The organism is Nocardia amikacinitolerans NBRC 108937, from assembly GCF_001612615.1.
Lineage (GTDB): Bacteria > Actinomycetota > Actinomycetes > Mycobacteriales > Mycobacteriaceae > Nocardia > Nocardia amikacinitolerans.
Window position 1 is genome coordinate 82,732 of the sequence record NZ_BDAU01000004.1, and the last position, 25,661, is coordinate 108,392.

Consider the following 25,661-nt stretch of genomic DNA (forward strand, 5'->3'; position numbering starts at 1 on the left):
TCGGACCGCGCGCGGCCGACGGGTACCGTGGAGCCCACGGCCGGACGTTTCGTCCGGCTCGCGCGTGTCCAGTCTCACATGTCACGACGAAGTCGGCTGGTGACAGGCAGTTGTCGGAAAGAGGCAGTGTCACCGCTTTCGTAGACTGATCGGATCAGAAGCGATATCCGGAGGGAGCGAGTTCAGGTGGGAGTGCTTTCCCGGGTCGACACGCCCGAAGACTTGCGCCGGCTGAACGTGGCCGAGCTGAAGGAGCTGGCGGAGGAGATCCGCGAGTTCCTGGTGCAGAAGGTCGCCGCCACCGGCGGTCACCTAGGACCGAACCTCGGCGTGGTGGAACTGACCATCGCGCTGCATCGGGTCTTCGATTCGCCCGCCGACCCGTTGATCTTCGACACCGGCCACCAGGCCTACGTGCACAAGATCCTCACCGGCCGCAAGGACCAGTTCGACGGTCTGCGCAAGCAGGGCGGCCTGTCGGGCTACCCGAGCCGTGCGGAGAGCCCGCACGACTGGGTGGAGTCCTCGCACGCCTCCGCGGCGCTGTCCTACGCCGACGGGCTGGCCAAGGCGTTCCAGCTCACCGGGCAGGGCAGGCACGTCGTCGCGATCGTCGGCGACGGCGCACTCACCGGCGGCATGTGCTGGGAGGCCTTGAACAACATCGCCGCCGCGCCGGACCGCTCGGTGGTGATCGTCGTCAACGACAACGGCCGCTCCTACGCGCCGACCATCGGCGGCCTCGCCGAGCGGCTCACCGCGCTGCGCACCCAGCCCGCCTACGAGGTCGCGCTGGACGCGGGCAAGCGGATTCTCAAGAGCATTCCGCGGGTGGGCGAGTCGGCCTACTCGATGGTGCACGCGGTGAAGGCGGGCATCAAGGACGCCGTGAGCCCGCAGGAGCTGTTCAGCGATCTCGGGCTCAAGTACGTCGGCCCGGTGGACGGCCACGACGTCGCCGCCATGGAAGCGGCGCTGCGCCGCGCCAAGGACTTCGGCGGTCCGGTGGTGGTGCACGCGGTCACCCAGAAGGGCCGCGGCTACGCGCCCGCCGAGAACCACGTCGCCGACCAGATGCATGCCTGCGACCCCATCGACCCGCTCACAGGACGTCCCGTCGGCGGTCCGAAGGCGGTCGGCTGGACCTCGGTGTTCTCCGAGGAACTGATCGCGCACGCCGAGCAGCGCGACGACATCGTCGCCATCACCGCCGCAATGCCGGGCCCGACCGGTCTCGCCGCGTTCGGCGAGCGGTTCCCGGACCGCATGTTCGACGTCGGCATCGCCGAACAGCACGCCATGGCGTCGGCGGCCGGTCTCGCGCTCGGCGGTCTGCACCCGGTGGTCGCGATCTACTCGACCTTCCTCAACCGCGCCTTCGATCAGCTGCTGATGGACGTGGCGCTGCTGAAGCAGCCCGTCACCGTGGTGCTCGACCGCGCGGGCATCACCGGCTCCGACGGCGCGAGCCACAACGGCATGTGGGACCTGTCGGTGCTCGGCATCATCCCCGGCATCCGGGTCGCCGCACCGCGCGACGCCGCCACCCTCCGCGAGGAACTCGGCGAGGCGCTGGCCGTGAACGACGGGCCGACCGCGCTGCGCTTCCCGAAGGGCAGCGTGACCGAGGACATCCCGGCGGTCGAACGTCTCGACGGCGTCGACGTGCTTCGGCTGCCCGACGCCGAGGGCGGCTCGGCGCAGGCGCAGCGCGGTGACGTGCTGGTCGTCGCGGTCGGCTCGTTCGCCGAGACGGCGCTGCGAGTCGCGGATCTGCTTGCGCCGGAAGGCGTTTCGGTCACCGTCATCGACCCGCGCTGGGTGCTGCCGGTCTCCGACACCGTGGTGAAGCTCGCGGAGAACTACCGCCTGGTGGTCACCCTCGAGGACGGCGGCCTGCACGGCGGCATCGGCTCGACCGTCTCGGCCCGCCTGCGCTCCTCCGGTCTGGACGTCCCCACCCGCGACCTCGGCGTCCCGCAACAGTTCCTCGACCACGCCTCGCGCAACCAGGTCCACGAGGAACTCGGCCTCACCCCCGTAGACATCGCCCGGCGCATCACCGGCTGGCTCGACGCCAACTGACTCCGCGATCTCGACGCGCCCCGTCTCGGACCACCGAGCGCGGGGCGCGTCGTGTTGTCGGCCCCGGAATTCTCGCTCGGCCGCCCCTCTCGGCCGCCACGCAGAAGTGGCACAACGCGCTCCGCAATCCGCGCGTCGCGTTCCTCGTCGACAGGTGTCCAGTCGGTGGATCCGCCCATCGGGCGTGGGGTCGGGACTCGCGGTGTGGCCGGGCCGCTGCGCGCGCGGTCGGCAGCAGCGGTGGGCTCAGCGGCGAGGTGATTCGGCTTCCGCGCCGGACCGCCTCGTGGGGTAGTGGATAGGCCGTGGCCGTGGCCGTGGCCGTGGCCGTGGCCGTCGTGGTCGCTGTCGCCCGTCGGTCGCTGTCGCCCGTCGGTCGCGACGCCCCGACCGCGGCAGGCGCGGGTACGGCGGTGCGGGGAGCCGGGGACGGCGAATTCGCGCTACCGAGGCCGTAGGGACGTCGAACGGGAAATCGGCAGCGCGATACCGGACAGCCGTCGGTATGAGCGCGACGGTTCGCCAGGAGGCGATGCGCGCCGCGGGGAAACGGGCGTCGCCGGTGGGACGTCCGACAGCGCTGAACTCAGGCGGGCGTCGGTGCCAGCGCGATGGTGAGGCGAGGAACGGCGAGTTCGCGCTGCCAAGGCCTGGCACCGCCGGACTTGAGGAAGCCGTCGACCGCGGCCGCGAGTTCGGCGGTGTCGCCGCGATCGTATTCCGGCAGTCCGTCCCAGCACAGTCTGCGGACCAGGTCGGGGGAGAGCAGGTTCTCGACCGGGATGGCGTGCTCGAGCGAGAGCTCGCCCATCGCGGCGCGGGCGCGGGCCAGACGGGCCGCGGCGATCGGGTCGCGGCGCTCCCAGCGGTTCGGCGGGGGCGGACCGTCGAACGGTTGGGTCAGCGGCGGCAGCTCGCTGTCCGGCAGCGCGCGGGCGCGATCGATGGCGCCGAGCCATTCCCGCGAATACCGTCGCTGGCGCGGGCCGCCGAACACCGGGAGGGCGCGCAGCTGGGCGATGGTGCGCGGGTCGGCGGTCGCCGCGGAGACGATGGCCGAGTCGGGCAGGATGCGCGCGGGCGCGACGTCACGGGCGCGGGCCAGCGCGTCCCGCGTCGTCCACAGCTCGCGCACGACGGCGAGCTGACGCGCGCGGCGCAGGGTGTGGATGCCGGAGGTGCGCCGCCACCGGTCGGCCTTGGGCGCGGGCGGTTCCGTGGTGCGAATGTGCTCGAATTCCTGTGCCGCCCAATCGGTCTTGCCCTGCACCTCCAGGTCGGCGGCGACCTTGGCGCGCAGCTCCAGCAGCAGCTCCACGTCCAGCGCGGCGTAGTTGAGCCAGTCGGCGGGCAGCGGGCGGGTCGACCAGTCGGCGGCGCCGTGGCCCTTGCGCAGCGCCCGTCCAAGCAGCTTCTCGACCATCGCGGCCAACCCGACCCGCTCGTATCCGGCCAGCCTGCCGCCGAGCTCGGTGTCGAACAACCGCGCGGGACGAAGCCCCAGTTCCGCGAGTCCCGGCAGATCTTGATCGGCCGAGTGCAGCACCCACTCCAGGTCGTTGATCGCCTCGGCCAGCGGCGCGAGCGCGTCCGTCACCGGGATCGGGTCGATCAGGAAGGTGCCCGCGCCCGCACGGCGCAGCTGGATCAGGTAGGCCCGCGCGGAGTAACGGAAGCCCGAGGCGCGTTCGGCGTCGACCGCGAGCGGACCGGTGCCCGTCGCCAGCTTCGCCGCCGCCGCGGCGACCTCGTCCGCGGTGGCCAGAACCGGCGGCACTCCATCGACGGGGGCGAGCAGAGGTTCCGCTGTGCTGTCTCCCGCGCGCCCGTCTTCGGGCTGGTCTCCTACCGGCATAGACCTGAACTTTACGTTGTGGTCAGTTGTGGTCGTTGCTGGTATACGACTGCGGGCGCAGATGGGTGATTCCCGCGGGCGGCAGACCCGCCGAATACTCCAGCACCTCGCAGAACGCTTCGACGTGCGGACGCATCTCCGTGGTGAGCGCGGTCCACGAGGCGCGCAGCTCCAGTTGGTGGGCGCGCGGGGGGCCCGCGATGTCGCCGTAGCGCACCGAACTCGTCGAGGTGACGGTGCCGCCGAGCGCGGTGAACGGCTCGGTACGCGACTCGAGCGCGTCGACAAGCCAGCTCCAGGCCACCTCTGGAAGCAGCGGGTCGGTGGCGAGCGCGGCGTCGATGTCGGCCTGGATGTAGGCCACCAGACGGAACACCCCGTGCCAGGCGTCGTCGCCGTCCGGGTCGTGCAACAGGATCAGCCTGCCGAACGCGTCACCCTCGGAATCGACCGGAACCACGGGCGTCTCGAGATGTTTGACTTCGGCGCCGACGGCGTAGGAGTACGGCGCGAGGCGTTGCGGCGGCCGGATGGGCGCGAGCTCGATCCGAGGATGCACAGTTGCGGTGCCCATCGCCTCGACCGCGGCGCGAAATGGAGCAGGTTCGCCTTGGGGGCCTTCGGTCGGTGCGGCGCCGTCGCGGAAGTCGAGCGGTGTCACAAAAGCGACGGTAGACCTTGTGCACGCGGCGTGGGCGGAGGCGCGCCGCTCAGTGCCCGCGACGGCCCGGTTCGGCCGGTCCGTTGCCGCCCGCCGGGCGCGCATACGATAGCGGTGATGAGCACCTACAATCGCCGCCGGTTGACCGACGCCCCGTTCCTGGCCGCCGCCACCGGCGCCACCCCGAGTCGGCGCCCGGTGTGGTTCATGCGCCAGGCCGGACGTTCGCTGCCCGAGTACCGCGAACTGCGCGCGGGCATCGGCATGTTGGAGTCCTGCTTCGACCCGGAGCTGGTGTGCGAGATCACCATGCAGCCGATCCGCAGGCACGGCGTCGACGCGGCGATCCTGTTCTCCGACATCGTCGTTCCGCTCAAGGCGGCCGGTATCGACCTCGACATCGTGCCCGGCGTCGGCCCCGTCGTCGCCGCGCCGGTGCGCACCCACGACGACGTGCGCGCGCTGCCCCGGCTGCGGCCCGAGGAGGTGCACGCGGTCACCGAAGGCGTGCGACTGCTCACCGACGCGCTCGGCCAGACCCCGCTGATCGGTTTCGCGGGCGCGCCGTTCACGCTGGCCTCGTACCTGGTCGAGGGCGGGCCGAGCAAGCATCACGAGCGCACCAAGGCGATGATGCACGCCGACCCCAAGACCTGGCACGAACTGCTCGGCGCGCTCACCGACATCACCATCGTGTTCCTGCAGGCGCAGCTGGCCGCCGGCGTGGACGCGGTACAGCTGTTCGACTCCTGGGCAGGCGCGCTGTCGCTGGCCGACTACCGCACCTTCGTGCTGCCGCACTCCGAGCGGGTCTTCGCCGAGATCGCCGACGCGGACGTGCCGCGCATCCACTTCGGCGTCGGCACCGGCGAACTGCTCGGCGCCATGGGCGAGGTGGGCGCCGACGTGGTCGGCGTCGACTGGCGGGTCCCGCTGACCGAGGCGGTCCGCCGCGTCGGCGCCGGAAAAGCCTTGCAGGGCAACCTGGATCCGGCCATCCTCTTCGCCGGTCCCGAGGCCGTCGAAGCCGAGGCAAGGCGGATCGCCCGCGAGGCCGATCAGGCCATCACGATGGGCGCGGCGGGCCACATCTTCAACCTCGGCCACGGTGTTCTGCCGGACACCGACCCGGGTGTGCTCACCGCTCTGGTCGAGCTCGTCCACGAGCTCTAGATCCATCCCTCTAGGCTGGGCCGTCGCGTCGACACGGCGGCGGCGCGGTTCTGCGGCGCGCGATCGGGCGCGTGGGTGTTGCGGATTGTGGGCGTGCGGTCGGCGCGGCGGATCGCGTGCGCTGGGGCCGCAGTTGTCGGCGTGGATCGCCCGGCGTGACGAAGCGGACAGCGGGGCGGCGGCGGAAACGGGCGGCGAACGGGATACCGTCGCAATCATGAGGATCGCGATTGTCGGCGGTGGGATCAGTGGTCTCGTTGCGGCGTACCGGCTGCGCACGCGGCTCGGCGCGGACGCCGACATCGTGGTGCTCGATCGCGCGGAACGGCTCGGCGGCATCCTGCACACCGGTGAAATGGGCGGCGAGCCACTGGATCTGGGGGCCGAGGCGTTCGTCGGGCGCAGGCCGGAAGTGCCCGCGCTGCTCGGCGAACTCGGCTTGACCGACCAGCTGGTGACACCCGCCGGGCGGCGTCCCCTCGTCTGGGCGGGTGGCGAGGCGCACCCGCTGCCGCCGCGCACCCTCATGGGCATTCCCTCCGACGCCGAGTCGCTGCGCGGCCTGGTCGACGAGGACACGCTGGCGCGGGTCGCCGCCGAACCCCAGCGCGCACTGACCTGGTACCCGGACGCCGACCTGGACGTGTACAGCCTGGTCGCCGACCGGTTCGGCGCACAGGTCGCCGAGCGCAGCGTCGACCCGCTGCTCGGCGGGGTCTACGCGGGCAGCTCCCGCTCCATCGGTGTCCGCGCCGCCCTGCCCGGCCTGGCCGCCGCGTTGGACGCGGGCGCGCCGAGCCTCACCCACGCCGTGGCCGCCGCGCTGCCGCCGCCGTCGGACACCCCGGTCTTCGGCGGCATCCGCGACGGGTACCGGGTGCTGCTCGACGCGCTGGCGGAGGCCGCGGCCGCCCGCTTCGTCACCGCCACACCCGCCACCCGGCTCGCCCGCGCCACCGGCGGCTGGGTCCTCGATCCGATCGGTCTGGTGGACGCGGTGGTGCTCGCCACCCCGGCGCCGGTCACCGCCACGTTGCTGCGCTATGTCGCGCCGCGGGCGGCGGACGCGGCCGCGGGGATCGAGCTGTCCTCCTCGGTCGTCGTCGCGCTGTCGCTCCCGAGGGACACCGCGCTGCCGGACAACTCCGGCATCCTCGTGGCGACCGGAGAATCGTTGCGCGCCAAGGCCTTCACGCTGTCCAGCCGCAAGTGGCCGCACCTGGCCGAGCGCAAGACCGCGCTGGTGCGCGCCTCGTTCGGCAAGTTCGGCGACGACGCCCCGCTGTCCTGGTCCGACGCCGAGCTGATCGCCGCCGCCACCGAAGACCTGGCCACCGTCACCGGCGCGGTCATCGATCCCGAGGAGGCGATCGTGCAGCGCTGGCCGGGCGGTCTGGCCCAGTACGCCGTCGGCCACGTCGACCGCATCGCCGAGATCGAGTCCGCCACAGAAGATCTCGACAGACTCGCGCTGGCGGGCGGATACCTGCACGGCGTCGGCGTCCCGGCCTGCGTCGCCTCCGGCGAAAACGCCGCGCGCCGCATCGCCGAATCTCTGGTCTGATCGCGCTCAGCCTCCCCGGCGCGGCGGGGACATCGACTGGCCGGCGTCGCTCGGCGCAGGTAAGCCGCTCGATATCGTGGCTCGGCCCGGTCGAGCGGTGCCGCCCCGACAGCGGCGCGTCACCCCCGGCATCGATGTGCCCGCAGCCCCGGATGCACGCCCGACAGCGTGGCTCGGCCCGATTCACCGAGCGTCGCCCCGACGGCACGGCGTCGGCGTCCCCGGCTGCGTCGCCTCCGGTGGGAACGCCGCGCGCCGCATCGCCGAATCGCTGGCTGGATCGGGGTTGCGGACTGGCAGGGGCCGGTATTCAGGTAGTCGGTGTTCCGGTCCGTCGGGAACTGCTCGGGAGCGGGAACCGTTGGGGTGCTAGGGGACACCCAACCTCCTCCCGTGACTTGTCCCCACGGCGCTGTTCTCGAACAGCGATATCACTTCTCCCTTTTGGGAGGGCTGATGTGACGGAGTGTCATGAATATCGATGTCCTGGAATCGTTGCCAGTGCCCACTTCACTCGGGGAGTGGGCAGCTTGGATCGGGCTCTACGTCTTGAAGCATGTGATCTCTTTCGTGCTGAAAGAGCTGCTGGCGACTTGGCGCCGTAGGCGCCATTGCCGTCAACGGGCAGAGCCGATCGCTCCTCCCTCCGATGCGGAGGAGCCGAAGGGAGACAATGTCGACCCCTCCACTCGTGGTACTGGCCAGCGGGTAGGAGGCCCTTCTGGGGTTGGGACTGGATAGCCCCCGCCGAGCCCGCTGAAGTAGCGACCCGAGCAGGAAGATGGCCCGCTGTTCTCGTGACAGCGGGCCATTCGATTTCTCAGTCACTCGGGTCGCCAGCTGGCAGGTACCGGAGTTCCGGACTGGCAGGGCCCGGTAGTCGGGTAGTCGGTATTCCAGTCCGCCGCCGACGTTGCGACGACTGCTCGGGGTCAGCGGCCCGCGGTCAGCCCGCGCTCGCAGCCAGGGCTGAACCTTCCAGGTCGCGAACTCTCTCACGATCCGGCGATGATGGCGATTGCCGATCGAGGCGAGGTGACCGGGCAGCCAGCGCTGGAAGAACAGCAGCTGCTTGTCGACCTCCGGCAGCAGGCCGCAGCTCACCAGCAGTTCGCGCAGGTGTGCGGCCGCCCGCCAGGGCTCCAGCTCGTCGAAGGCGTTGTGTGTCAACGGGATCGAGCCATCGGCGAGGCCGCGGAGGAAGCGCGGGACGTAGGGGTTGTAGAGCCAGGTCACGCCGGTGAGCGGGTTCTTCATCGCGGTCAACGCGTCGAACAGCGGCGTCAGTTCGGGCCGGACCTGCCCGGTTCCGTCGTCGAGCAGACCTCGGGGCCGGTCGACGAGGAGCAGTGGCTGCAGAGCTTGCCGCGGTGCAGCTTGCCTTCGGTGCCGCAGCGGACGCAGTCGACCGACAGCCGGAAGCCGGCGCATCCAGTGCAGATCGGGGTCCGCTCTCAGCCCGGGAAGGATGCGGTCCTGGCCGCAGCCCGGGCAGCAGCCCCGGACCCGCAGAGCGCGATCGCTGCAGGTGCGGCAGCACGGGCCGTCCGGCCAGTAGGCCGCGACCTAGGCGTGCCGGCCGCAGCGAACGCAGTCGCGCTTCTACGCACGCGAACTCCTGGACCAGCGAGAACAATTACGAAACAGCCAGATACAACTATCATGCTATCCAATTGCCGCTTGAAAGCGGTGTCAGACCGCCGCGATGCCGACGAAGGGGCCGGAGGTGGTGGCCATGAAGCCAGGAAGTCGGCTGGGGTGGAACGGTGGACCATCGGGTAGGAAGGCAACGTCGTCGCGGGAGCAGAAGTACAGGTTGTTCCAAACTCGCCACATGGCTTGCCGCCGTGGCAGATCGGCTTTCAGGCGTATAACCCGGGCCACACCGGTGATAGTGACGGGCACGCCGGGTATCAGTAGCCAACTTGACAGACAGAGCGGCGCAAGGACAGTGACAACCAGCGACGCTCCGAGTGTGGAAATCACCAGCATAGCGAAGACATGCACGGACAGCCCGACAACCAATGCTGTGATTCCTCGCGCGAAGTTCGCCAGGTTGGGTTTCAGCACTGGTGGTGAGAGTTGTTGCGCCAATACCGTCTGAGTGGACATGCTGGTCTTGCGGCCGTTCCTGTTGTCATATGAGCTGCCATGCCCCTGCAAAGTGCCGGCCGCGTAAATCGCAGACACCTTCTGGCACTGGTCACTTCGACGACATATCGGACAGGTCCCCTCATTCACTGGGCCAGCGTAGACCATGGCTGATGTGGGTGCTGATCGCTCAGCGAATGTGCTGCTCAGTGCGATCGCTTGTGGGGGAATTGAAGTGCGATTACGGTCCGGGGCCGAGACCGCTTGCCACCGACGGATTCGGACGTTAGGCTGACGGCGGACCTTTGAGGGTTGCGACCCGCTGAAACCTGTTGCGGGACTGGGGGAGTCGAACATGGTGCGGTAGGCCTCTATGATGAACAATGCGCAGTAGGGGCGTCTTTGTGGGCGGCCGCAAAGCATCTGGCCGCTTTCGCGGTGTCGCATGTGACGATGGTCCGCCAATGCCCGTCGGGGGTTCCTGTCGGTCTGGAGTGCGGTCGCACGGCAGAGATGTAGAACCAGACAAGGTCAAGTGCGGATCAAATCCAGTTACTGAATTCAGTACTTGACCTTAGTGAAGGAATGCAGCCGTTTTGGCGGCTGCGAGGAGATGTGGCAATGGCAACAAGCGGTGGTACAACCATTATGACGATCCAGACGAGTTTTGGGACGAAGCGCCACTTGAAGTCAACCAGACATCAAAGCCCAAGCAAGTTCCTAAATTAACAAATTTCGATAGAGACGTTTCCATGGGGACTCCTGACATTGCATTCCCCTACGGAGCGGCACCGTCAAGAGGCGTCGCCGAATCGAATTGGGGCCGTCGGGAATCGTATCGAAACGCTACCGATAGCGGTTCCGAATCGATGCTCCTCCGGGCCGGCCTCATCGAAATGACCCTCGATGCTGATCGACTCCCAATTCGTGTTGAAGTGAATCGCAACCTGCACAGTCGGCTGGACCCCGGAAATATTTCCGAGGCGGCAATGGCAGGCTACTACCTTGCGCTTTGGAAGCATGACGCTCCTTTGATCACGCGGGGGCGGTTTGCGGAATTGAGTGTAATGCCATCCCGGCGGGCGCAGATAATTGCGCTACTCGGCGCCCGGTCACGTTCTCAATTCGAAGCCGTCGAACGAGTGCTGCGGGGGCGGGACGAGTACTCGGCTAACGGTCCCCGAACTACCTTCGGCACTTACTCGGTAACCGTGGTGGCAAACCTGTCCCGAATAAGTCGAATTAGCATCAGCCCAGAATGGGCCACAACCGTCGACCCGTCTTATATTGCCAACGATATACTCGACTGCGCCAACCAAATTCGCGAGAATCGGCCGAAGTTTAGCGAAGAAGGAGCATGGTCGCACTGTTCCGATGAAGAGCTCGTGCGCGAGTTGGCCGAATATAAAGACTACTTGAGGAGAACGTCGTAATGCCGGACTTTTCAGCCGACCTGAACCAATTGGTCAAATCCGCCAGATCCTGGGAAAATGCATCCAAAGATCTAAAGGAAGGTGCTACGAAGGCTCAAGGCATTCAGAATGGCAATAAAGAAGTCGTATGGGGCCTATTTCGAGATGCTTGGGATGCGAACTTGAAAGCAGCCCAGTATATGTACGACAGAATGAACGAAGGAAGTCAAGAAGCGGAGTCCATGGGTGATGCCCTCGAGCATGTCGCCAATGGAGCAGGATCAGAACTTCGCGAACGTCCTGCTCAAACTCGATACTGACTGGAATTGACGAATGGGTGCTACAAAGTCCCTTGACGAGATAAACGCGGTTCTGGCTCAATTCTCGGAAAAAGTCGAAGAGATCCGAAATTCCCCGCAAGACGTTGAGGAGGCCTTTCGTGAGGCGGCGAAGTGGGCAGCTGCAGCGGAAGGGGCCTCAATGTTCGGCGTTTTCGGGGGCGTAGCCGGATATGCGTATGGATCGATCACCGAGGATGACTTCTCGGGGTATATGCAAGAACATAAGGAAGAGATCAAGAGAAAAATTCAAGAGCTTTTGGAGAAGCTGCAGAGCGCGATTGACGGACTTAAAGCTCCTATAGCCTTCGTTCAGGTCAGTGAAGAATGGCTGAACCTACAGACGGAAGTTAACCAGGCTCGAAATTGGGTTTTCACGCAAACGGATCTTCGAAGCACCTGGAGCGGGCAATCTGCCGACGCCCACTTTGCGGCGCAGCAACTTCAGGTCGCTGCGACAGACACTGCCAGCGGAATCTGTGACACCGTGAGCAAAGCTCTACGCGACGTCGCCGACTTGTCCTGGGAATTCTATTCCACTCTCGTATCTGACATCACGGGATTCTTGGTCGATCTGACCGCTGCGCTCAGCAAGATCGCCACTGGTGTGGGAGCGCCATGGGGCGTCTCCGACGCTATCGACGCCTTAGCGTCTATTATTAAGAATGTGGTGGATTATGGGCTCAATCTCGGAAAGACGCTAATAGCTGAGAGAGGTCAAGTAACAATCATTAACAGTGCCATTGATAATCCTAAATCATTCCATCTCAACAAATGGCCCCAAATCGACGAACAGGTCGTATCGATCGACAGGCCGAACCGTGAAAAGTGGACGGCTAAGTGAGAATTCGCACCGTTTTCTTGTCAGCTGTAACCTTGGTCCTTACCGGATGTCAGTTCACGCCAACGTCTCAGCCGGTAGAGCTGTATTTGAATGAGCATACCTTGCAGGAGCTATGCGATTATCCGAGGCAGTTTTTCGCGAACCGCTACCACGTCTCCGACTTGACGGCGAAACCAGCGCAGTCGAAGTCCATGAATTCCCAGATCGACGCGTTTGCTGGATGTTTCTACGAAAAGTCGGCCACCGAGGGCGGTAAGCAACTTGGGCATGTACTGCTGCACCAAGAAAACAACGAGACAAAATCGATTCCTGATAATTCTCGGGTTCAGCGCCTGACCGTCGACGGGGTGACGGTTATTGAAATCGTAGAACCGCTAGGCGACCTCCAAGATCCCAACACTGCACGACCGGCATATACGTTGCAAGCCAGCATCGATGGGTGGCGGGGTGAACTGCGCTTTACAGCGGGAGATGAACAAGGAGCGCAGGCCGGGGCGCCGATTCTGGTGGGAATGATCCGAACATTGAAAGGCCCTCGCATTCCTTCGGCTTCATGAAAGGCTGTGTGTATCTACCGGTCTAACGCGACAGTTGTATTTTGTTGCGCTGCCCGAATACTGGATCGGCGACCGAGAGCATTGCATCGAAGTCGAATCCCCGAAATCACACCCTCACTCACGCCCTGGCCACCCGGCAATGGCTCCGGTGCTACCAGAACTATGAGCTCCTGACCGGTTCGGCTGGTTGGCGTTGGGTTGCGTTGCAGTGCAGTACGTTTCGCTGTGGCAGCACCCTGGATCGTGGATGACGAGTTGTGGGCGGTAATCGAACCGCTACTGCCGGTGAAACCGGCCGGGACACCGGGACCACCCCAGATGGACTCCCGTCTGGTGCTGCAGGGGATCTTGTTCGTGTTGATCACCGGATCGGATGGGAAGACCTGCCCCAGGGGCTCGGCTTCGGGTCCGGAATGACCTGTTGGCGCAGGTTGCGGGACTGCACTCCTGCGCGGGCGGCCGGGGAAACCCCGCCGCCGGATCACCACCCTGATCGCGGACAATCCCAGCGTGTATTCGCAACTGCGGCAACGACATATCACCGGCTACATCGCCCGCTGCGGCACCCGCGACAAGGTCACCGCCGGCCGCTGGATCATCGAGCAGACCTGTGCCCTGCTGCACCAGTACCGGCGGCTGGCCATCCGATGGGAACGACGCACCGACATCCACCACGGATTCCTCGACCTCGCCGCAGCACTGATCTGCTGGCGACGACTCAGCACCGAACCCGATAGGAGCTCTTAGGCGCAAGGCCGAGACCAAATCGGACACGCCCGTTCCACGGACGTGTTCGCGCTGGGAGAGCTACGGGTGTGAGTTGCGCTCACCGGACGCGCGGCGGCAGTATCCGTTGATCGATCGTCAGCTAGTCCACACAGCGGAGTGTTTGCCAGTTAGAGACGAGGATGAAATGAACGGCCTGGCCCTGCCCGCCGCACGACGCGCACAACCGGACTACACGCAGCTCCGCTTCGGGGGGCCTCGAGGGTGGCCGACTTCGTTGGACTTCGGCAATTACTACTGGAACCGGTGATCGTGCCGCCACGAGGTGCGGGCGGGCTGACGTCGATGAGCCCGCCGTCTCGGGTGTGCCCGCCCGACATCGTGACTCGGCCCATCGGCGCGACCCGACGGCATGGGGTCGGCCGACAAGGCGTCGACCACGACGTCTCACGCCGGCCCGCGCGGTCGAGTGAATTCACCCCAGTGGCACGATAGGAAACATGGCGCGACTCGACTATCAAGCTCTCAACTCCACCATCCGTTACCTGATGTTCTCGGTGTTCCAGGTGCAGCCGGGCGTGCTTGGCGAGGACCGCGAGGCGGCCGTCAAGGAGGCGCGCGCGTTCTTCGACGGGCTCGCCGAGCGGGACGTGGTGGTGCGCGGTATCTACGACGTGGCGGGCATGCGCGCCGACGCCGACTTCATGATCTGGACGCACGCCGAGCGGGTCGAGGACCTACAGGCGGCGTACGCGGACTTCCGCAGGACCACCGAACTCGGCCGGGCCAGCGCCCCGGTGTGGAGCAATGTGGCACTGCACCGCCCCGCGGAGTTCAACAAGAGCCACATCCCGGCGTTCCTGGCCGGTGAGGACCCGGGCAACTACATCTGCGTGTACCCGTTCGTGCGCTCCTACGAGTGGTACCTGCTGCCCGACGAGGAGCGTCGCAAGATGCTGGCCGACCACGGCAAGGCCGCCCGCGGCTACCCGGACGTGCGCGCCAACACCGTGAGCTCGTTCGCGCTCGGCGACTACGAGTGGATCCTCGCCTTCGAGGCGCCGGAACTGCACCGGATCGTGGATCTCATGCGCGATCTGCGAGCCACCGAGGCGCGCCTGCACGTCCGCGAAGAGGTGCCGTTCTTCACCGGTCCGCGAGTCGAGATCGACAAGCTCATCGCCGCGCTGCCCTGAGCGCCGACGGGCGCCTGGACGAGGTCGGGCCCGACCCGCTCGACTACCGGCCGCGCCCGGACGCGGCGAACACCCTGCATGCCCCGAGGATTCGGGGCATGCACGGCGGGTCCTCGGACCCGTATTCTGCGCTGAGCGTTCGGTCGGCTACCCGGCTGCGCTGTCCGAGGGGTGCAGCCGCAGAGCGATGGAGTTGATGCAATAGCGCTGGTCGGTGGGCGTGGGATAGCCCTCGCCCTCGAACACGTGGCCGAGGTGGCTGTGGCAATTCGCGCACAGCACTTCGACCCGGTGCATGCCCAGCGAATTGTCCGAACGCAGGATCACCGCGTCGGATTTCGCCGGATCGAAGAACGACGGCCACCCGCAGTGCGACTCGAATTTCTCGGTGCTGCGGAACAATTCGGCGTCGCAGGCGCGACAGCTGTACACGCCCTCGGTCTTGGTGTCGGTGTACTCACCGGTGAAGGGTCGTTCGGTCGCGGCCTCGCGCAGCACCGCGTATTCCTCGGGATCCAGCTTGGCGCGCCACTGCTGCGGCGTCAGCTGGAGTCGTGGCGCGGGTAGAGACGTTTCGGCGTCGGAACTCATTGCTCCACGCTAATACGTTTCTCCTCGGCGGGCGCCGACCCGTTGGCTGACCTGGGCGAAGCCGGGGCCTGCGCTCGGTCGGCGGTGGCCGCGACGGACTCGTCCGCCACATCCGCCTCGGCGCCGTCACGACTGTCGGGCGCGGTCCGCATCCACACGGGATCGATGCCGAACGGCAGTCGGCCTTCCCGGCGAGCGGCCAGATAGCGATCGCCGAGCACGCAGAACACCACGATGAGCAGCAGACCCCAGCCGAACGTGATGCGCAGGTACTCGAGGTTGCGTCCGAAGCTCTGCCAGCGGTCCGACAGCCACTTGTCGTAGGACATGAACCCGAAGATCGCCAGCCATGCGGGCCAGTTGCGCAGCACCGAGTTGCGCAGCACCACCGACATCAGGAACGGGAACAGCATCATCGAGTAGTACATCTGGCCGAGGCCGGTCAGCAGGAACTCCGCGGTGAGCAGGACACCCGACGACGTGGTGACGAAGAACAGCTCGTCTTCGCGGTAGTAGCGGTAGAGGATCCACAGCGAAATCGCCACCAGCCCGGCCATGGTGAGGCGGATGCCCCAGGTCAACGCGTCCGGCAGACCGTAGTAGGCGGCGTTGCCCGCGATCGCGCTGTTGAAGTAGTCCCTGGTCTCCAGCAGGTAGGGGAGCGTCCTGGTGAAGAACTGCTCAGGGTCCTTCAGCAGCGGCCAGGCGATCGCGGTGAGCGCGATCGGCACACCGATGGCGGTGATGAACACCTTCCACTGCCCGCGCGCCGCCGCGACCAACACCAGCGGAGCCAGCGTGGGTTTCACGGTGATGCTCACTCCGAGTATCGCGCCCGCCCACAGATCGCGCCGCGCGAGCAACAGGTGCAGGAACAGCAGCTCGGCCAGCAGGATGCAGCCGTTGACATTGGTGAAGACCAGTGTGTTGATGACCGTCTCGGACATGAACATGGCCAGCAGCAGCGCGGGCGCGGCCACCGACTTCAGCGTGTACTTGAACAGTCGAAGCAGCAGGTACCAGGCGAGCAGGATCGCGGCGGCGTTCAGCAGGATGAAACACCAACGCGATTTCTCGGGATCGATCAGCGCGATGGGCGCGATGAGCAGCGTGCCACCCGGCGGATACAGGTAGTGCGGGTCCACCGAATCGAAGTTGGCGGTGTAGACCGGGCGGCCGTTGAGGAAGGCCAGCGAGGCGTTGTAGACCGGCTTGTAGTCGTCGGTGATGAACCCGTTGACAGCCTTGATGAATACCCTATTCAGCACCGTCATGACCGCCAGCGGCCAGAGTGCGAACTTGATCACCTCGGCGGTGGTGCGAGCGGTGCGGGGCTCGAGCTGTCGAAGTAACACTGGGGCACGGTACACCGGATGGGCGGCGGATAGGTTGCCGGGATATGTCTCGGCGCGGCGACGCAGCCCATGCAATCAGGCTATGACCGGCGCGTTCAGGCCGGACAGGCGCTGCCGTCCTGCGGCAGCCGCGCCTCTTTCAGGTAGTCGAGCAGCAGTCGCTGCGCGCAGCCCGAGTGGGTGAACACCGGGTGCCCCCAGCCCTGCCAGGTCGTCGATGCGTGACGTGCGCCCGCGGCGCCGAGCGCGCCCGTCACCGAGGCCTGACCGCCGTTGCCGACCACCGGGTCGGCGATACCGCCGAGCACCAGCACCGGAAGGGTGAATTTCTCCGGCAGCGGCGGTGTGCCGGCGACCGGCCACGCCGAGCAGCCCATCAGCGCGATCGCCGCGCTCCGGCCGAACACCGGGTACTTCTGGCCCCATGCCGCCGTCAGCTCGGTCGCCTTGGTTGGGGTCGGCGGTTGCTGAATGTCGGTGCAGCGGTTGACGAACTGACCGTCGCTGGCGGTTGCCGCCGATTCGCGCAGCACCAGGTTGCCGAGCGCGGCCCGGTCGCCGCGCCCGGCCGCCGAGAGCGCGTCGGCCAGTTCGGTGATCCGGTTGGCCTGATCGGCGCGCGGCGACCCGAGGAAGCCGCTGATCGTGGTGAGCAGCGCGTTGGCGGAGATGTCGCCGAGACCGCCCTCGCCGGCCCTGCGCACCAGGTCGGTGATGGCCGCGCGCGGGTCGGGCCCGAGCGAGCAGCCGAGCCCGGTGCAGCGCTGGGCGAACGCGGTGAGCGCCGCCTCCGCGCCCTGCAGGCGGTGCTCCTCGGCGGTCACCGAGTCGGCGCCGACGGCTTCGGGGGAGTCGAGCGCGAGCCGCGCCAGGTGATCGCCGAACTTGCGCGCGTAGCTGAGCGCGACCCGCGCGCCGTTGCCGGTGCCGAGCAGGTCGATGTGCTCGACCTGCCACTGCCTGCGCAGCTGTTCGATGTCGTCGGCCGCGTGCGGCGCGTCGAAGGTGCCCTCGTAGGGCTGCAGGAAATCGCGGCAGGAGATGGTGGCCTCCCGGCTCAGCGCGGCCACCGCCTGCACCGGATCGGCCGCGTCGGGACCGAACTGGGCGTTGTCCGCGAGGCCGCGCCGGATGTCGGGCGGCAGGCAGTCGATCGGCTGGGAGGTGCCGAGGCCGCGTCGGTCCACCGCGACGATCGGGCGCGCGCCGAGCAGCGCGCTCGCCTGCCCGACGGCCAAGCCGGCGAGCGTCGCGGTGGAGGAGCGGTCCGTGCCCGAGGTCAGCACCAGCGGTGCGACATCGGTCGGGGTCTGGGCGAGACGGGCCCGCATCGCGCCGGTGCGGAAGCTGCCGAGCACGCTGCCCGCGGCATCGATCGGCGTGGAATACTCCGCGCACTCCAGCACCAGACCCGAGGGGGCGGGGCCGAGACCGAGCAGATCGAGGGTCGGCGTCGTGCACTCGCGCCAGCTCAGGTCGGTCTTGGGCACCTCGGCGTTCGGCGGCGGGGGCGGGGTCGACGCCGAGGTCTCCGCGCCGCCGACGGCCGGATGCTCGACGGCGACGACGGGACGATCGGACGGGCCCGCACCGCATCCGGCGATCATCATCGACAGTGCCGAGGCCAGCACGGCGGCTCGAGTCCAGCGCATGCGCTACAGCCTGCCAGGTTCGGAGCCGTGTTTCACCGACGGGCCCATCGGGTCAGCATCGTGCCGTCGGTATCGAGCACGATGTGCCTGCGCTCCATCGGCATCCGGAACTCGTGCGCGGACAGCGAGATTCGCCGCGCGGTGCCGCCGACCAGCACCGGCGCGGTGGTCAGGCACAGCTCGTCGATCGCGTCGGCCTCCAGCAGTTCGCCGAACAGGTGCGGCCCGCCCTCGCACAGCACCCGGGTCAGCCCGCGTTCGGCGAGCGCCGTGAGCAGGCCCTTCGGCGTCACCGCGACGCCGCCCGCCTCGATCACCACGCCGCCCGCTTCGGCGAGCGCCAGCTTTCGGTCGGCGGGCGCGATGCTGGTGGTGATGATCAGCGGCGGCACCGCGGTGTCGGTGAACAGGCGGCAGCCGGGTTCCAGGGCGGCGCTGGCGGTGACCACCGCGATCGGCGGCGGCGCCCCGTCCGGGTGCCCGCCGAGCCCGCGGTCGTAGAGCTCCCTGCGGCGGGTCGCGCTGGTGCGGGCGCCGCCGTAGTTCTCCGCGCGGACCGTGCCCGCCCCGACCAGGACCACGTCGGCGAGCTCGCGCAGGAGCATGAACACCGTCTTGTCGGCCGGGGTGCCGAGGCCCGCGGTCGCGTCCTCGCTGGTCGCGGCGCCGTCGATGCTCGCGACGAAATTCGCGCGGACCCAAGGGGCCTGGAGGTCGAAGGGATAGGCGTAGAGCATGGCGAGGTCTTCGCGACTCAGCTCTGTGAGCTGGATCGCATTGTGGATACGCTGCATGAAGTCACATCACACCACGTCATTAGGCTTCGTCCATGCAAGAACGCCTTGTCGATCGCCATCCGGAGGTTCCGGCGGACCAGCTCGTCGCCCAAATGGTGCCTCCGCCCATGTTCGACGAGGTCAGTTTCGCCACCTACATCCCGGACCCGAAGGAGCCGAGCCAGGCCGCGGCCGTGCGCAAGGCCGAGGACTTCGCCGGAGAGGTGGCCAAGATCCACAAGGCCGCGGGCAAGAAGGGTCTGTTCGGCAAGAAGAAGCAGATCAGCGGCGCCGGCCTCTACCTCGACGGTGGCTTCGGCGTCGGCAAGACACACCTGCTCGCCTCGATCTTCCACAGCGCGCCCGCGCCGAAATCCTTCGGCACCTTCGGCGAGCTGACCAACCTGGTCGGCGCGCTCGGGTTCAACAACGCCGTCGAGCGGCTCGCGGGCAACAGCGTGCTGTGCATCGACGAATTCGAGCTCGACGATCCGGGCGACACCATGTTGGTCTCGCGCCTGCTGACCGAGCTGTCCGCCCGCGGCGTTTCGATCGCCGCCACCTCCAACACCCTGCCCGGCCAGCTGGGCGAAGGGCGTTTCGCCGCGCAGGATTTCATGCGCGAGATCAAGAAGCTCGGCGCGATCTTCGAGGCCGTGCGCGTCGACGGGCCGGACTACCGGCACCGCGACCTGCCGCCCGCGCCGGAGCCGACCTCGCCCGACGTGCTCGCCGAACGAGCCGCTGCCACACCGGGTTCCACCCTCGACGACTTCGACGCTCTGCTGAAGCACCTGAGCACGCTGCATCCGTCCAAGTACGGCGCGCTGATCTCCGGGCTCTCGTCGGTGTTCATCTCCGGGGTGCACCCCGTGACCGACCAGGCCGTCGCGCTGCGCATCGTGGTGCTCGCCGACCGCCTGTACGACGCCAGCGTCCCGGTCACCGTCTCGGGCGCCAAGCTGGACGAGATCTTCTCCCAGGAGATGCTGGACGGCGGGTACCGCAAGAAGTACCTGCGCGCCATCTCGCGTCTGCTTGCGCTGTCCCGTTTCGAGGCCGCCGCGGCCTGAGCCGACCGCACGACCGCCCGCCTCGGCGGGCGCGAGGAAAGGAATTCGTCGACGTGACCTCGGATCGCGCCCTGCGCGCCTCGATCGCCGCCGCGACCGGCCTTGCCATCGCGTTCACCCCGGTGGCCGGTGCCGCCGTGGCCGACCCGGTGGTCGCCGCGGACACCGCGTTCGAACGATCGGTCGGCTTGCACAGCGTCCAGAACGCCAGGGACGTGGGCGGTTACGGCACCGTCGACGGTCGCCTCGTGCGCACCGGCCTGGTCTACCGCACCGGGCAGCTCAACAACGCGACCCCCGCCGACCTGGCCGCCCTCGATGAGCGCGAGGTCCGCGTTGTCACCGATCTGCGCACCCGTTACGAGCGGGCGATCGCGCCGGACCGCGTGCCCGCCGGCGCCGTCGATCACTGGGACGACGTCATCGGCCACGCGCCGCCGCTGGTGCTGATCACCGCGCTCACCGGCGGGACCGACCTGTACCGCGCGTTCATCACCGCGCCGGGCGCCAACGCGGCCTTCGCCTCGGTGCTGCGCGACGTCATCGAGACCGGCGACGGCGCCGTGCTCTACCACTGCACGGCGGGCAAGGACCGCACCGGCTGGGCCACGGCGGTGCTGCTGACCCTGCTCGGCGTCGATCGCGCCACCGTGACCGAGGACTATCTGCTGTCCAACCGGTATCGCGATGCCGGACCGGACGATCCGCTCAACGGCGTGCGATCCGCTTGGCTGGACGCCGCTTTCGATCAGGTGAACCAAACCTACGGCGGTTTCGAGGCCTATGTGCGCGATGGGCTCGGCCTGACCGACGCCGACATCGCCGCGCTGCGGGCCAAGATGCTGGCCTGAGCGTGCGACGTAGGCCGCGCGCAGTTCGGCGCCGCCGACGCGTGGATCCATGCCGGCCCCGCGGTCGGACGGGTCGGGTCGAAAGGATCCTTGTCGACACCAGCCGGGCGCTGACTACGATCCGGACATGTCGAAGTTCGAGACCTGGGACGGGCTGGAGCTGAACTACCGCGTGTGGGACGGCGAAGGTCGCACGGTGGTGCTGCAGCACGGTGTCGTCGCCGATACCAACGCCAACTGGATGAGCATGGGCGTGGTGGCCGCACTGCAAGCCGCAGGACACCGGGTCGTCTCGCTGGACGCGCGCGGGCACGGGCGCTCGGAGAAGCCGCACGATCCGGCGCGGTACTCGTGGTCGGCGATGGCGCGGGACGTGCGCGCGCTCTACGACGAACTCGACCTGGACGACGTCGCGCAGGTGGGCTATTCGATGGGCGGAGTGATCTCGCTGCTGGTCGCCGCGGCCGACGAGCGGGTCGCGAAACTCGCTGTGGGCGGGATCGGTTCGGGTGTGCTCGACTGCGGCGGCGTGGACCGGCGGGTGGTGGAACCCGAGGAGATTCGCCTCGCGATGAACGGCGACGGCGCGGGCGCGTCACGGGCGGCGCGTCAGTTCCGCGTCCTCGCCGACGCGGTCCGCGCCGATCTGGACGCTATCCGCGCCGTGGTCACCGGCCTCGACGACCGCCCGATCAGCACGCTCGACGACATCACCGTCCCCGCGCTGGTTCTCGCGGGCGCCGAGGACCCTTTCGCCGCCGAACCCGAGCGCCTCGCCGACGCGTTGCCGGACGGTCGCTGCGTCGTCGTCCCCGGCGATCACCTGCTGGCCGTGATGAATCCTGAATTCAAAGACGCCCTTGTCGATTTCGTGCGCTGAGCCCCGCGGCGGTCAGAAGACCAAGCGCATCACGTAGTCGTGGTGGAGCTGGTTGCCGACGGGGAAGGTCTTGGTGCCGACCGTCTGGAAGCCGTGCTTGGCGTAGAAGCGCTGGGCGCGGGTGTTCTCCTGGTTGACGCCGAGCCACACGCCCGCGTAGCCCTCCTCGCGTGCCCGCTCCAGCGCGGCACGCATGAGCGCCGTGGACACCCCCGTGCCGTGGTGACCGGGTAGGACGTACATCTTGCTGATCTCCAGCACCGGCCGCAGATCGACGGCCCTCGCCACCTCGGGGTCCTCCGGATCGCCCGCGTGCAGCATCGCGTAGCCGACGATGTCGCCGCCCGCGACCGCCTTGAGCACCGTCCGCGCGGGGTCGGTCAGGTATTCGCCGAATCGTTCGCCGGACAGCACCTCGGTCAGGTAGATCTCGATGTCGTCCGCGCTGGCGTCGGGCGGGCAGGCCAGCGGAAAGGTCGTGGCCGCAACGTCACTGAGGGCTTCGGCGTCCCACAATCCGGCCCGGTCGACGATGACTGGGATGTTGCTCATACGTCCAGTAGAGCACGTTCGCGCGAAATCACGCAGGATCCGTCTTCCCGAGATCTGTCCCGCGCGGCCGGACGATAGTGCGGCCATCGCGCACTCGCTCCGCGGGGTCGGTCCGCCCCGAAGGCCGTCCGGTTCGTCCGCGGCGCTGGCCTAGTCGCGGCACTGCTCGCGGACCGGGCGGCGTGCGGATCCGTTTGGCCGCTTCCGACTCGCGTGGTTCGGCGTCCGCGTCGGCGAAGAACGGGTCTCCCTCGTGAGCGGCACACGGCGAGTCGCCGCCAGCTCCGCGGGGCCGGTCTGCGTACGGATGGTAGCCAAATGTGTGCTATCAGATAGTCGGGCATCCTAGGTCGCCGGCTCATGTCAATTGCTCGTCGTTGCACCGTGGCTGACAAGGCAAGGGATGTAGCGCATTCGGTGCTCGATCACTCCCATCCATCGCCCCGTGCTGGACGAAGACTCAAGGTAGCTAGATGTTGTCTATGGGTCGATCCGACAGTGAGGAGGATTGAGCGAATGCTGGACTGCGCGGTCGCGGTGATCGGCGCCGGATTCGGCGGCATCGCGATGGGAGTCGCGCTGAAACGTGCCGGAATCGAGGATTTCCTGATCTTCGACAAGGGGCACGAAGTCGGCGGCGTGTGGCGCGAGAACACCTATCCGGGCTGCTCGTGCGATGTGCCCTCGCACCTGTACTCGCTGTCGTGCGCGCCTTACCGCGACCGGCGCGTGCGCTACCCCGGTCAGCGGGAGATCTTGGCGTATCTGCGCCGAGTGGCCGACGAGCACGGCTTGGCGCGGCATCTCCGCCTCGGTATCGCCATCACCGAGGCGACCTACCTCGACGACACCGGATCCTGGCGACTCGGCACCGCGTGCGGTCACTACTCGGTGGCCGAAGTGGTCGTCTTCGCGGTCGGTCAGCTGCACCGCCCGAACATCCCCGATCTGCCCGGTCGCGCGGATTTCGCCGGACCCGCGTTCCACTCGGCCGAATGGGATCACGGTGTGGACCTGCGCGACCGCGCCGTCGCGGTGATCGGCACCGGCTCCTCGGCCGCCCAGATGCTGCCGGATCTCGCGGCGACGGCGCGTCGGGTGTTCGTCTTCCAGCGGACACCGCACTGGGTGCTGCCGAAGCCGCGGCCCGAGTTCGGCCCGGTTTCCCGTGCGGCACTGCGGGTTCCGGGCGCCCACGAGCTGTACCGCCGAATGCTCCATCACGGCGCGGACCGCGTGCTCGCTCCTGTCATGCGGCGCGGCTGGTCGGCGCGGCCGGTGGAGTGGGCGGCGCGCAGGCACCTGCGCAGGCAGGTGCTCGATCCCGCGCTACGCGCCAAACTGACTCCCGGCTATCCCATCGGCGGCAAGCGCATCGTGTTCGACAGCCGGTTCTACACGATGCTCACCTGCCCCACCGTGGAGTTGGTCACCGAGGCGATCGAGCGGGTGACCGCCGACGGTGTCCAGACCGTGGACGGAACGCTGCGCCGCTGCGATGTCTTGATCTACGCGACGGGTTTTCGCGCCTCGGAGTTCCTCGTCCCGGTCACCGTCCGTGGTCGCGGCGGCGCGGTGCTGCACGAGCGGTGGGCGACCGGCGCGTCCGCGTTCCTCGGTGTGGCGGTGCCTGGTTTTCCGAACGCCTTTCTCATCGCGGGGCCGAATACGTTCAACCCGGCGGGAAGCAACCCGACGATGAAGGAGTGCCAGGTCGACTTCATCGTGCGCTGTCTGCGGTGGCGTGCCGAACTGGACGCCGCCGCGATCGAGGTGACCGCCGAAGCGGCGCGTGCCTACCAGCTCTGGTTGGACAGGGCCATGGCCGCGACCGTCTGGCCCGCGATGGAGCAGTGCTGGTACAAGCACGGCACCGGCCGGGTGACCAATCCGTGGCCCGCCTCGGCGCGCGCGTTCGGCAAGATGCTGCGCCGCCATCCCGCCGAATCGTTCGCCGTCGTCCGGATCGGCGACCGCGGCGGCCACCGCGCCGATACTGGCCGAACCCCGTGACCCGTGCCACTATCGAAGTGGCGCAACACAACTCGCGACTGGGGAAGGCCATTCGATCATGAGACAGCTGCCACCGGACTTCTTTCGTACACCGTATGCCTTCTACGAGCAGCTCCGGGCGCAGGGCCCGGTGCATCAGATCCAGTTGCGCACCGGTGTGCGCGCCTGGCTGATCGTCGACTACGACGCGGCGCGCGAGGCGCTGCGCAATCCGACGATCCGCAAGGACCCGCACACCGACACCGGCGCAGGCGCCCGCAGGGAGGGCGCGGGCGAGAGCGGCGTCGGCGCCGTCAACGCCCGGCTCAGCTACCACCTGCTCAACACCGATCCGCCGCACCACGCCCGGCTGCGCAAACTCGTCACCCCCGCGTTCGCCCCCGCCCGCATCGAGGCGCTCACCCCGCGCGTCACCGCCATCACCGACGAACTGCTCGACCGTCTCGCAGCGGCCGACGGCCCGGTGGATCTGATGGCCGAGTTCGCCTTTCCGCTGCCCATCACGGTCATCTGCGAGATGCTCGGCGTGCCCGCCGCCGATCGCGAACAGTTCAAGGAGTGGTCGGCGGTGGTCTCCGACATCACCCTTGCCGACCCGGCGCGGATGCGCGTGGCCACCGACGCGATCGTGGCGTACTTCGAGGAGCTGCTCGCCCGCCGTCGCGCCGAGGGCCCCGGCCCGGACCTGCTCTCCGATCTGCTGAGCGCCAGCGAAGCCGACGACCGGCTCACCGACGACGAGATCATCTCGATGGCCTTCCTCATCCTCATCGCGGGCCACGAGACCACGGTCAACCTGATCGGCAACACCATGCTCACCCTGCTCGCCGATCCGCCGAAATACGCGGCCCTGCGCGAGGATCCGGACCAGGTGCCCGCGCTGATCGAGGAGATGCTGCGCTTCGAGGGCCCGGTGAACATGGCGACGCTGCGCTACACGACGGTGCCGACCGTCATCGGCGAGACCGAGGTCCCGGCCGGGGAGCTCGTGTTGGTCGCGCTGGGTTCGGCCAACCACGACGACAAGCACTTCGACGCGCCGGACACCTTCGATCCCGGCCGAAACGCCAACGGCCACATGGCCTTCGGGTACGGCATCCACTACTGCCTCGGCGCGGGCCTGGCCAGGCTGGAGGCGCGTATCGCCATCTCCCGGCTGCTGGAGCGCTATCCGGATATGCGTCTCGCGGTGGACGCCGACGACATCCTGTGGCGGGAGAGCGTCCTGTTCCGCGGCGTGCTGGATCTGCCGGTGGAGACGACCAAGTCGCCCGCGCTGCGCTGAGTTTCGCGGGCGACTCGGCGAGTAATCCACAGGCCCGCGGTTGTGCACAGCGGCGCCGACGAGGGTTCCGAGGGTCGCGGGGGTGTGCCACGCTGAGTTCGGCACACCCCCGCGGACACCTCAGGAGGAGC

24 protein-coding genes are annotated in these 25,661 nt (G+C 67.8%); 15 read left to right on the forward strand and 9 right to left on the reverse strand.

The window, feature by feature from the left end; genetic code table 11:
* Positions 1-186: 186 nt before the first annotated feature.
* Positions 187-2,085: a 1-deoxy-D-xylulose-5-phosphate synthase gene (dxs, locus tag NAM01S_RS04390; protein ID WP_067779632.1), complete on the forward strand. Its 1,899-nt coding sequence runs from the start codon at positions 187-189 to the stop codon at positions 2,083-2,085.
* A 586-nt stretch (positions 2,086-2,671) separates the two neighbouring features.
* On the opposite strand, the gene NAM01S_RS04395 is transcribed toward dxs, so the two are convergent.
* Together NAM01S_RS04395 and NAM01S_RS04400 are read right to left on the reverse strand one after the other, a co-directional pair.
* Positions 2,672-3,940, reverse strand: coding sequence for a ribonuclease D (locus tag NAM01S_RS04395; protein WP_067779634.1), 1,269 nt, complete (start codon positions 3,938-3,940; stop codon positions 2,672-2,674).
* 22 nt (positions 3,941-3,962) lie between these two features.
* A complete protein-coding gene (locus tag NAM01S_RS04400; protein WP_067780087.1) occupies positions 3,963-4,514 on the reverse strand; it encodes a DUF3000 domain-containing protein in 552 nt (183 codons plus the stop codon).
* Between the two features lie 204 nt (positions 4,515-4,718).
* Here NAM01S_RS04400 and hemE point away from each other — a divergent pair, with 204 nt between their 5' ends.
* Together hemE and NAM01S_RS04410 are read left to right on the forward strand one after the other, a co-directional pair.
* Positions 4,719-5,774: a uroporphyrinogen decarboxylase gene (gene hemE / locus NAM01S_RS04405; RefSeq protein WP_067779637.1), complete on the forward strand. Its 1,056-nt coding sequence runs from the start codon at positions 4,719-4,721 to the stop codon at positions 5,772-5,774.
* 217 nt (positions 5,775-5,991) lie between these two features.
* Positions 5,992-7,338, forward strand: a complete 1,347-nt coding sequence (locus tag NAM01S_RS04410; RefSeq protein ID WP_067780091.1) for a protoporphyrinogen oxidase — start codon at positions 5,992-5,994, stop codon at positions 7,336-7,338.
* Positions 7,339-7,848: 510 nt separating this feature from the next.
* Here NAM01S_RS04410 and NAM01S_RS04415 read toward each other — a convergent pair.
* Together NAM01S_RS04415 and NAM01S_RS34720 are read right to left on the reverse strand one after the other, a co-directional pair.
* Entirely contained in the window at positions 7,849-8,769 is a 921-nt protein-coding gene (locus NAM01S_RS04415) for a hypothetical protein (RefSeq protein WP_157107585.1), read from the reverse strand.
* 261 nt (positions 8,770-9,030) lie between these two features.
* Positions 9,031-9,528, reverse strand: coding sequence for a hypothetical protein (locus NAM01S_RS34720; protein WP_157107586.1), 498 nt, complete (start codon positions 9,526-9,528; stop codon positions 9,031-9,033).
* 497 nt (positions 9,529-10,025) lie between these two features.
* On the opposite strand from NAM01S_RS34720, the gene NAM01S_RS34725 reads away from it, so the two are divergent.
* The 7 genes from NAM01S_RS34725 (at position 10,026) to hemQ (ending at position 14,502) form a co-directional block, all read left to right on the forward strand.
* On the forward strand, positions 10,026-10,862 hold the full coding sequence (locus NAM01S_RS34725) for a hypothetical protein (protein ID WP_157107587.1): 837 nt from the start codon (positions 10,026-10,028) through the stop codon (positions 10,860-10,862).
* Positions 10,862-11,161, forward strand: a complete 300-nt coding sequence (locus NAM01S_RS34730; RefSeq protein ID WP_157107588.1) for a hypothetical protein — start codon at positions 10,862-10,864, stop codon at positions 11,159-11,161. Before NAM01S_RS34725 ends, NAM01S_RS34730 begins: the two co-directional genes overlap by 1 nt.
* 13 nt (positions 11,162-11,174) lie before the next feature.
* Entirely contained in the window at positions 11,175-12,023 is an 849-nt protein-coding gene (locus NAM01S_RS04420) for a hypothetical protein (protein WP_067779642.1), read from the forward strand.
* Complete coding sequence (locus tag NAM01S_RS34735; protein WP_157107589.1) at positions 12,020-12,580, forward strand: hypothetical protein; 561 nt, start codon at positions 12,020-12,022, stop codon at positions 12,578-12,580. Before NAM01S_RS04420 ends, NAM01S_RS34735 begins: the two co-directional genes overlap by 4 nt.
* 243 nt (positions 12,581-12,823) lie before the next feature.
* Positions 12,824-12,997, forward strand: coding sequence for a transposase (locus NAM01S_RS37145; RefSeq protein WP_373862644.1), 174 nt, complete (start codon positions 12,824-12,826; stop codon positions 12,995-12,997).
* A 93-nt stretch (positions 12,998-13,090) separates the two neighbouring features.
* Positions 13,091-13,327: a hypothetical protein gene (locus tag NAM01S_RS37150; RefSeq protein ID WP_372511611.1), complete on the forward strand. Its 237-nt coding sequence runs from the start codon at positions 13,091-13,093 to the stop codon at positions 13,325-13,327.
* Positions 13,328-13,806: 479 nt separating this feature from the next.
* Positions 13,807-14,502, forward strand: coding sequence for a hydrogen peroxide-dependent heme synthase (hemQ, locus tag NAM01S_RS04430; RefSeq protein ID WP_067779648.1), 696 nt, complete (start codon positions 13,807-13,809; stop codon positions 14,500-14,502).
* A 147-nt stretch (positions 14,503-14,649) separates the two neighbouring features.
* Here hemQ and msrB read toward each other — a convergent pair whose 3' ends face one another.
* The 4 genes from msrB to NAM01S_RS04450 all read right to left on the reverse strand — a co-directional run bounded on the left by msrB (position 14,650) and on the right by NAM01S_RS04450 (position 18,894).
* Complete coding sequence (msrB, locus tag NAM01S_RS04435; protein WP_067779651.1) at positions 14,650-15,093, reverse strand: peptide-methionine (R)-S-oxide reductase MsrB; 444 nt, start codon at positions 15,091-15,093, stop codon at positions 14,650-14,652.
* Complete coding sequence (locus tag NAM01S_RS04440) at positions 15,090-16,448, reverse strand: glycosyltransferase family 87 protein (RefSeq protein WP_253798296.1); 1,359 nt, start codon at positions 16,446-16,448, stop codon at positions 15,090-15,092. The genes msrB and NAM01S_RS04440 overlap by 4 nt, the downstream gene beginning before the upstream one ends.
* 95 nt (positions 16,449-16,543) lie before the next feature.
* Positions 16,544-18,100 (reverse strand): alpha/beta hydrolase, encoded by a 1,557-nt coding sequence (locus NAM01S_RS04445; protein WP_067779657.1) that lies wholly within the window; start codon positions 18,098-18,100, stop codon positions 16,544-16,546.
* A gap of 32 nt (positions 18,101-18,132) precedes the next feature.
* Positions 18,133-18,894, reverse strand: coding sequence for a pyrimidine reductase family protein (locus tag NAM01S_RS04450; protein WP_067779660.1), 762 nt, complete (start codon positions 18,892-18,894; stop codon positions 18,133-18,135).
* 35 nt (positions 18,895-18,929) lie between these two features.
* Between NAM01S_RS04450 and zapE the strand changes: the two genes are divergently transcribed.
* The 3 genes from zapE to NAM01S_RS04465 all read left to right on the forward strand — a co-directional run bounded on the left by zapE (position 18,930) and on the right by NAM01S_RS04465 (position 21,680).
* Positions 18,930-19,949, forward strand: coding sequence for a cell division protein ZapE (zapE, locus tag NAM01S_RS04455; RefSeq protein ID WP_067779663.1), 1,020 nt, complete (start codon positions 18,930-18,932; stop codon positions 19,947-19,949).
* 53 nt (positions 19,950-20,002) lie between these two features.
* Positions 20,003-20,800: a tyrosine-protein phosphatase gene (locus NAM01S_RS04460; protein WP_067779666.1), complete on the forward strand. Its 798-nt coding sequence runs from the start codon at positions 20,003-20,005 to the stop codon at positions 20,798-20,800.
* Positions 20,801-20,927: 127 nt separating this feature from the next.
* Positions 20,928-21,680 (forward strand): alpha/beta fold hydrolase, encoded by a 753-nt coding sequence (locus NAM01S_RS04465; RefSeq protein WP_067779669.1) that lies wholly within the window; start codon positions 20,928-20,930, stop codon positions 21,678-21,680.
* Positions 21,681-21,692: 12 nt separating this feature from the next.
* Here the strand turns inward: NAM01S_RS04465 and NAM01S_RS04470 are convergent, their stop codons facing one another.
* Entirely contained in the window at positions 21,693-22,232 is a 540-nt protein-coding gene (locus tag NAM01S_RS04470) for a GNAT family N-acetyltransferase (protein ID WP_301315987.1), read from the reverse strand.
* A gap of 516 nt (positions 22,233-22,748) precedes the next feature.
* Here NAM01S_RS04470 and NAM01S_RS04475 point away from each other — a divergent pair.
* Entirely contained in the window at positions 22,749-24,245 is a 1,497-nt protein-coding gene (locus NAM01S_RS04475; protein WP_067779673.1) for a flavin-containing monooxygenase, read from the forward strand.
* A gap of 58 nt (positions 24,246-24,303) precedes the next feature.
* A complete protein-coding gene (locus NAM01S_RS04480) occupies positions 24,304-25,530 on the forward strand; it encodes a cytochrome P450 family protein (protein ID WP_067779676.1) in 1,227 nt (408 codons plus the stop codon).
* Positions 25,531-25,661: the final 131 nt, after the last annotated feature.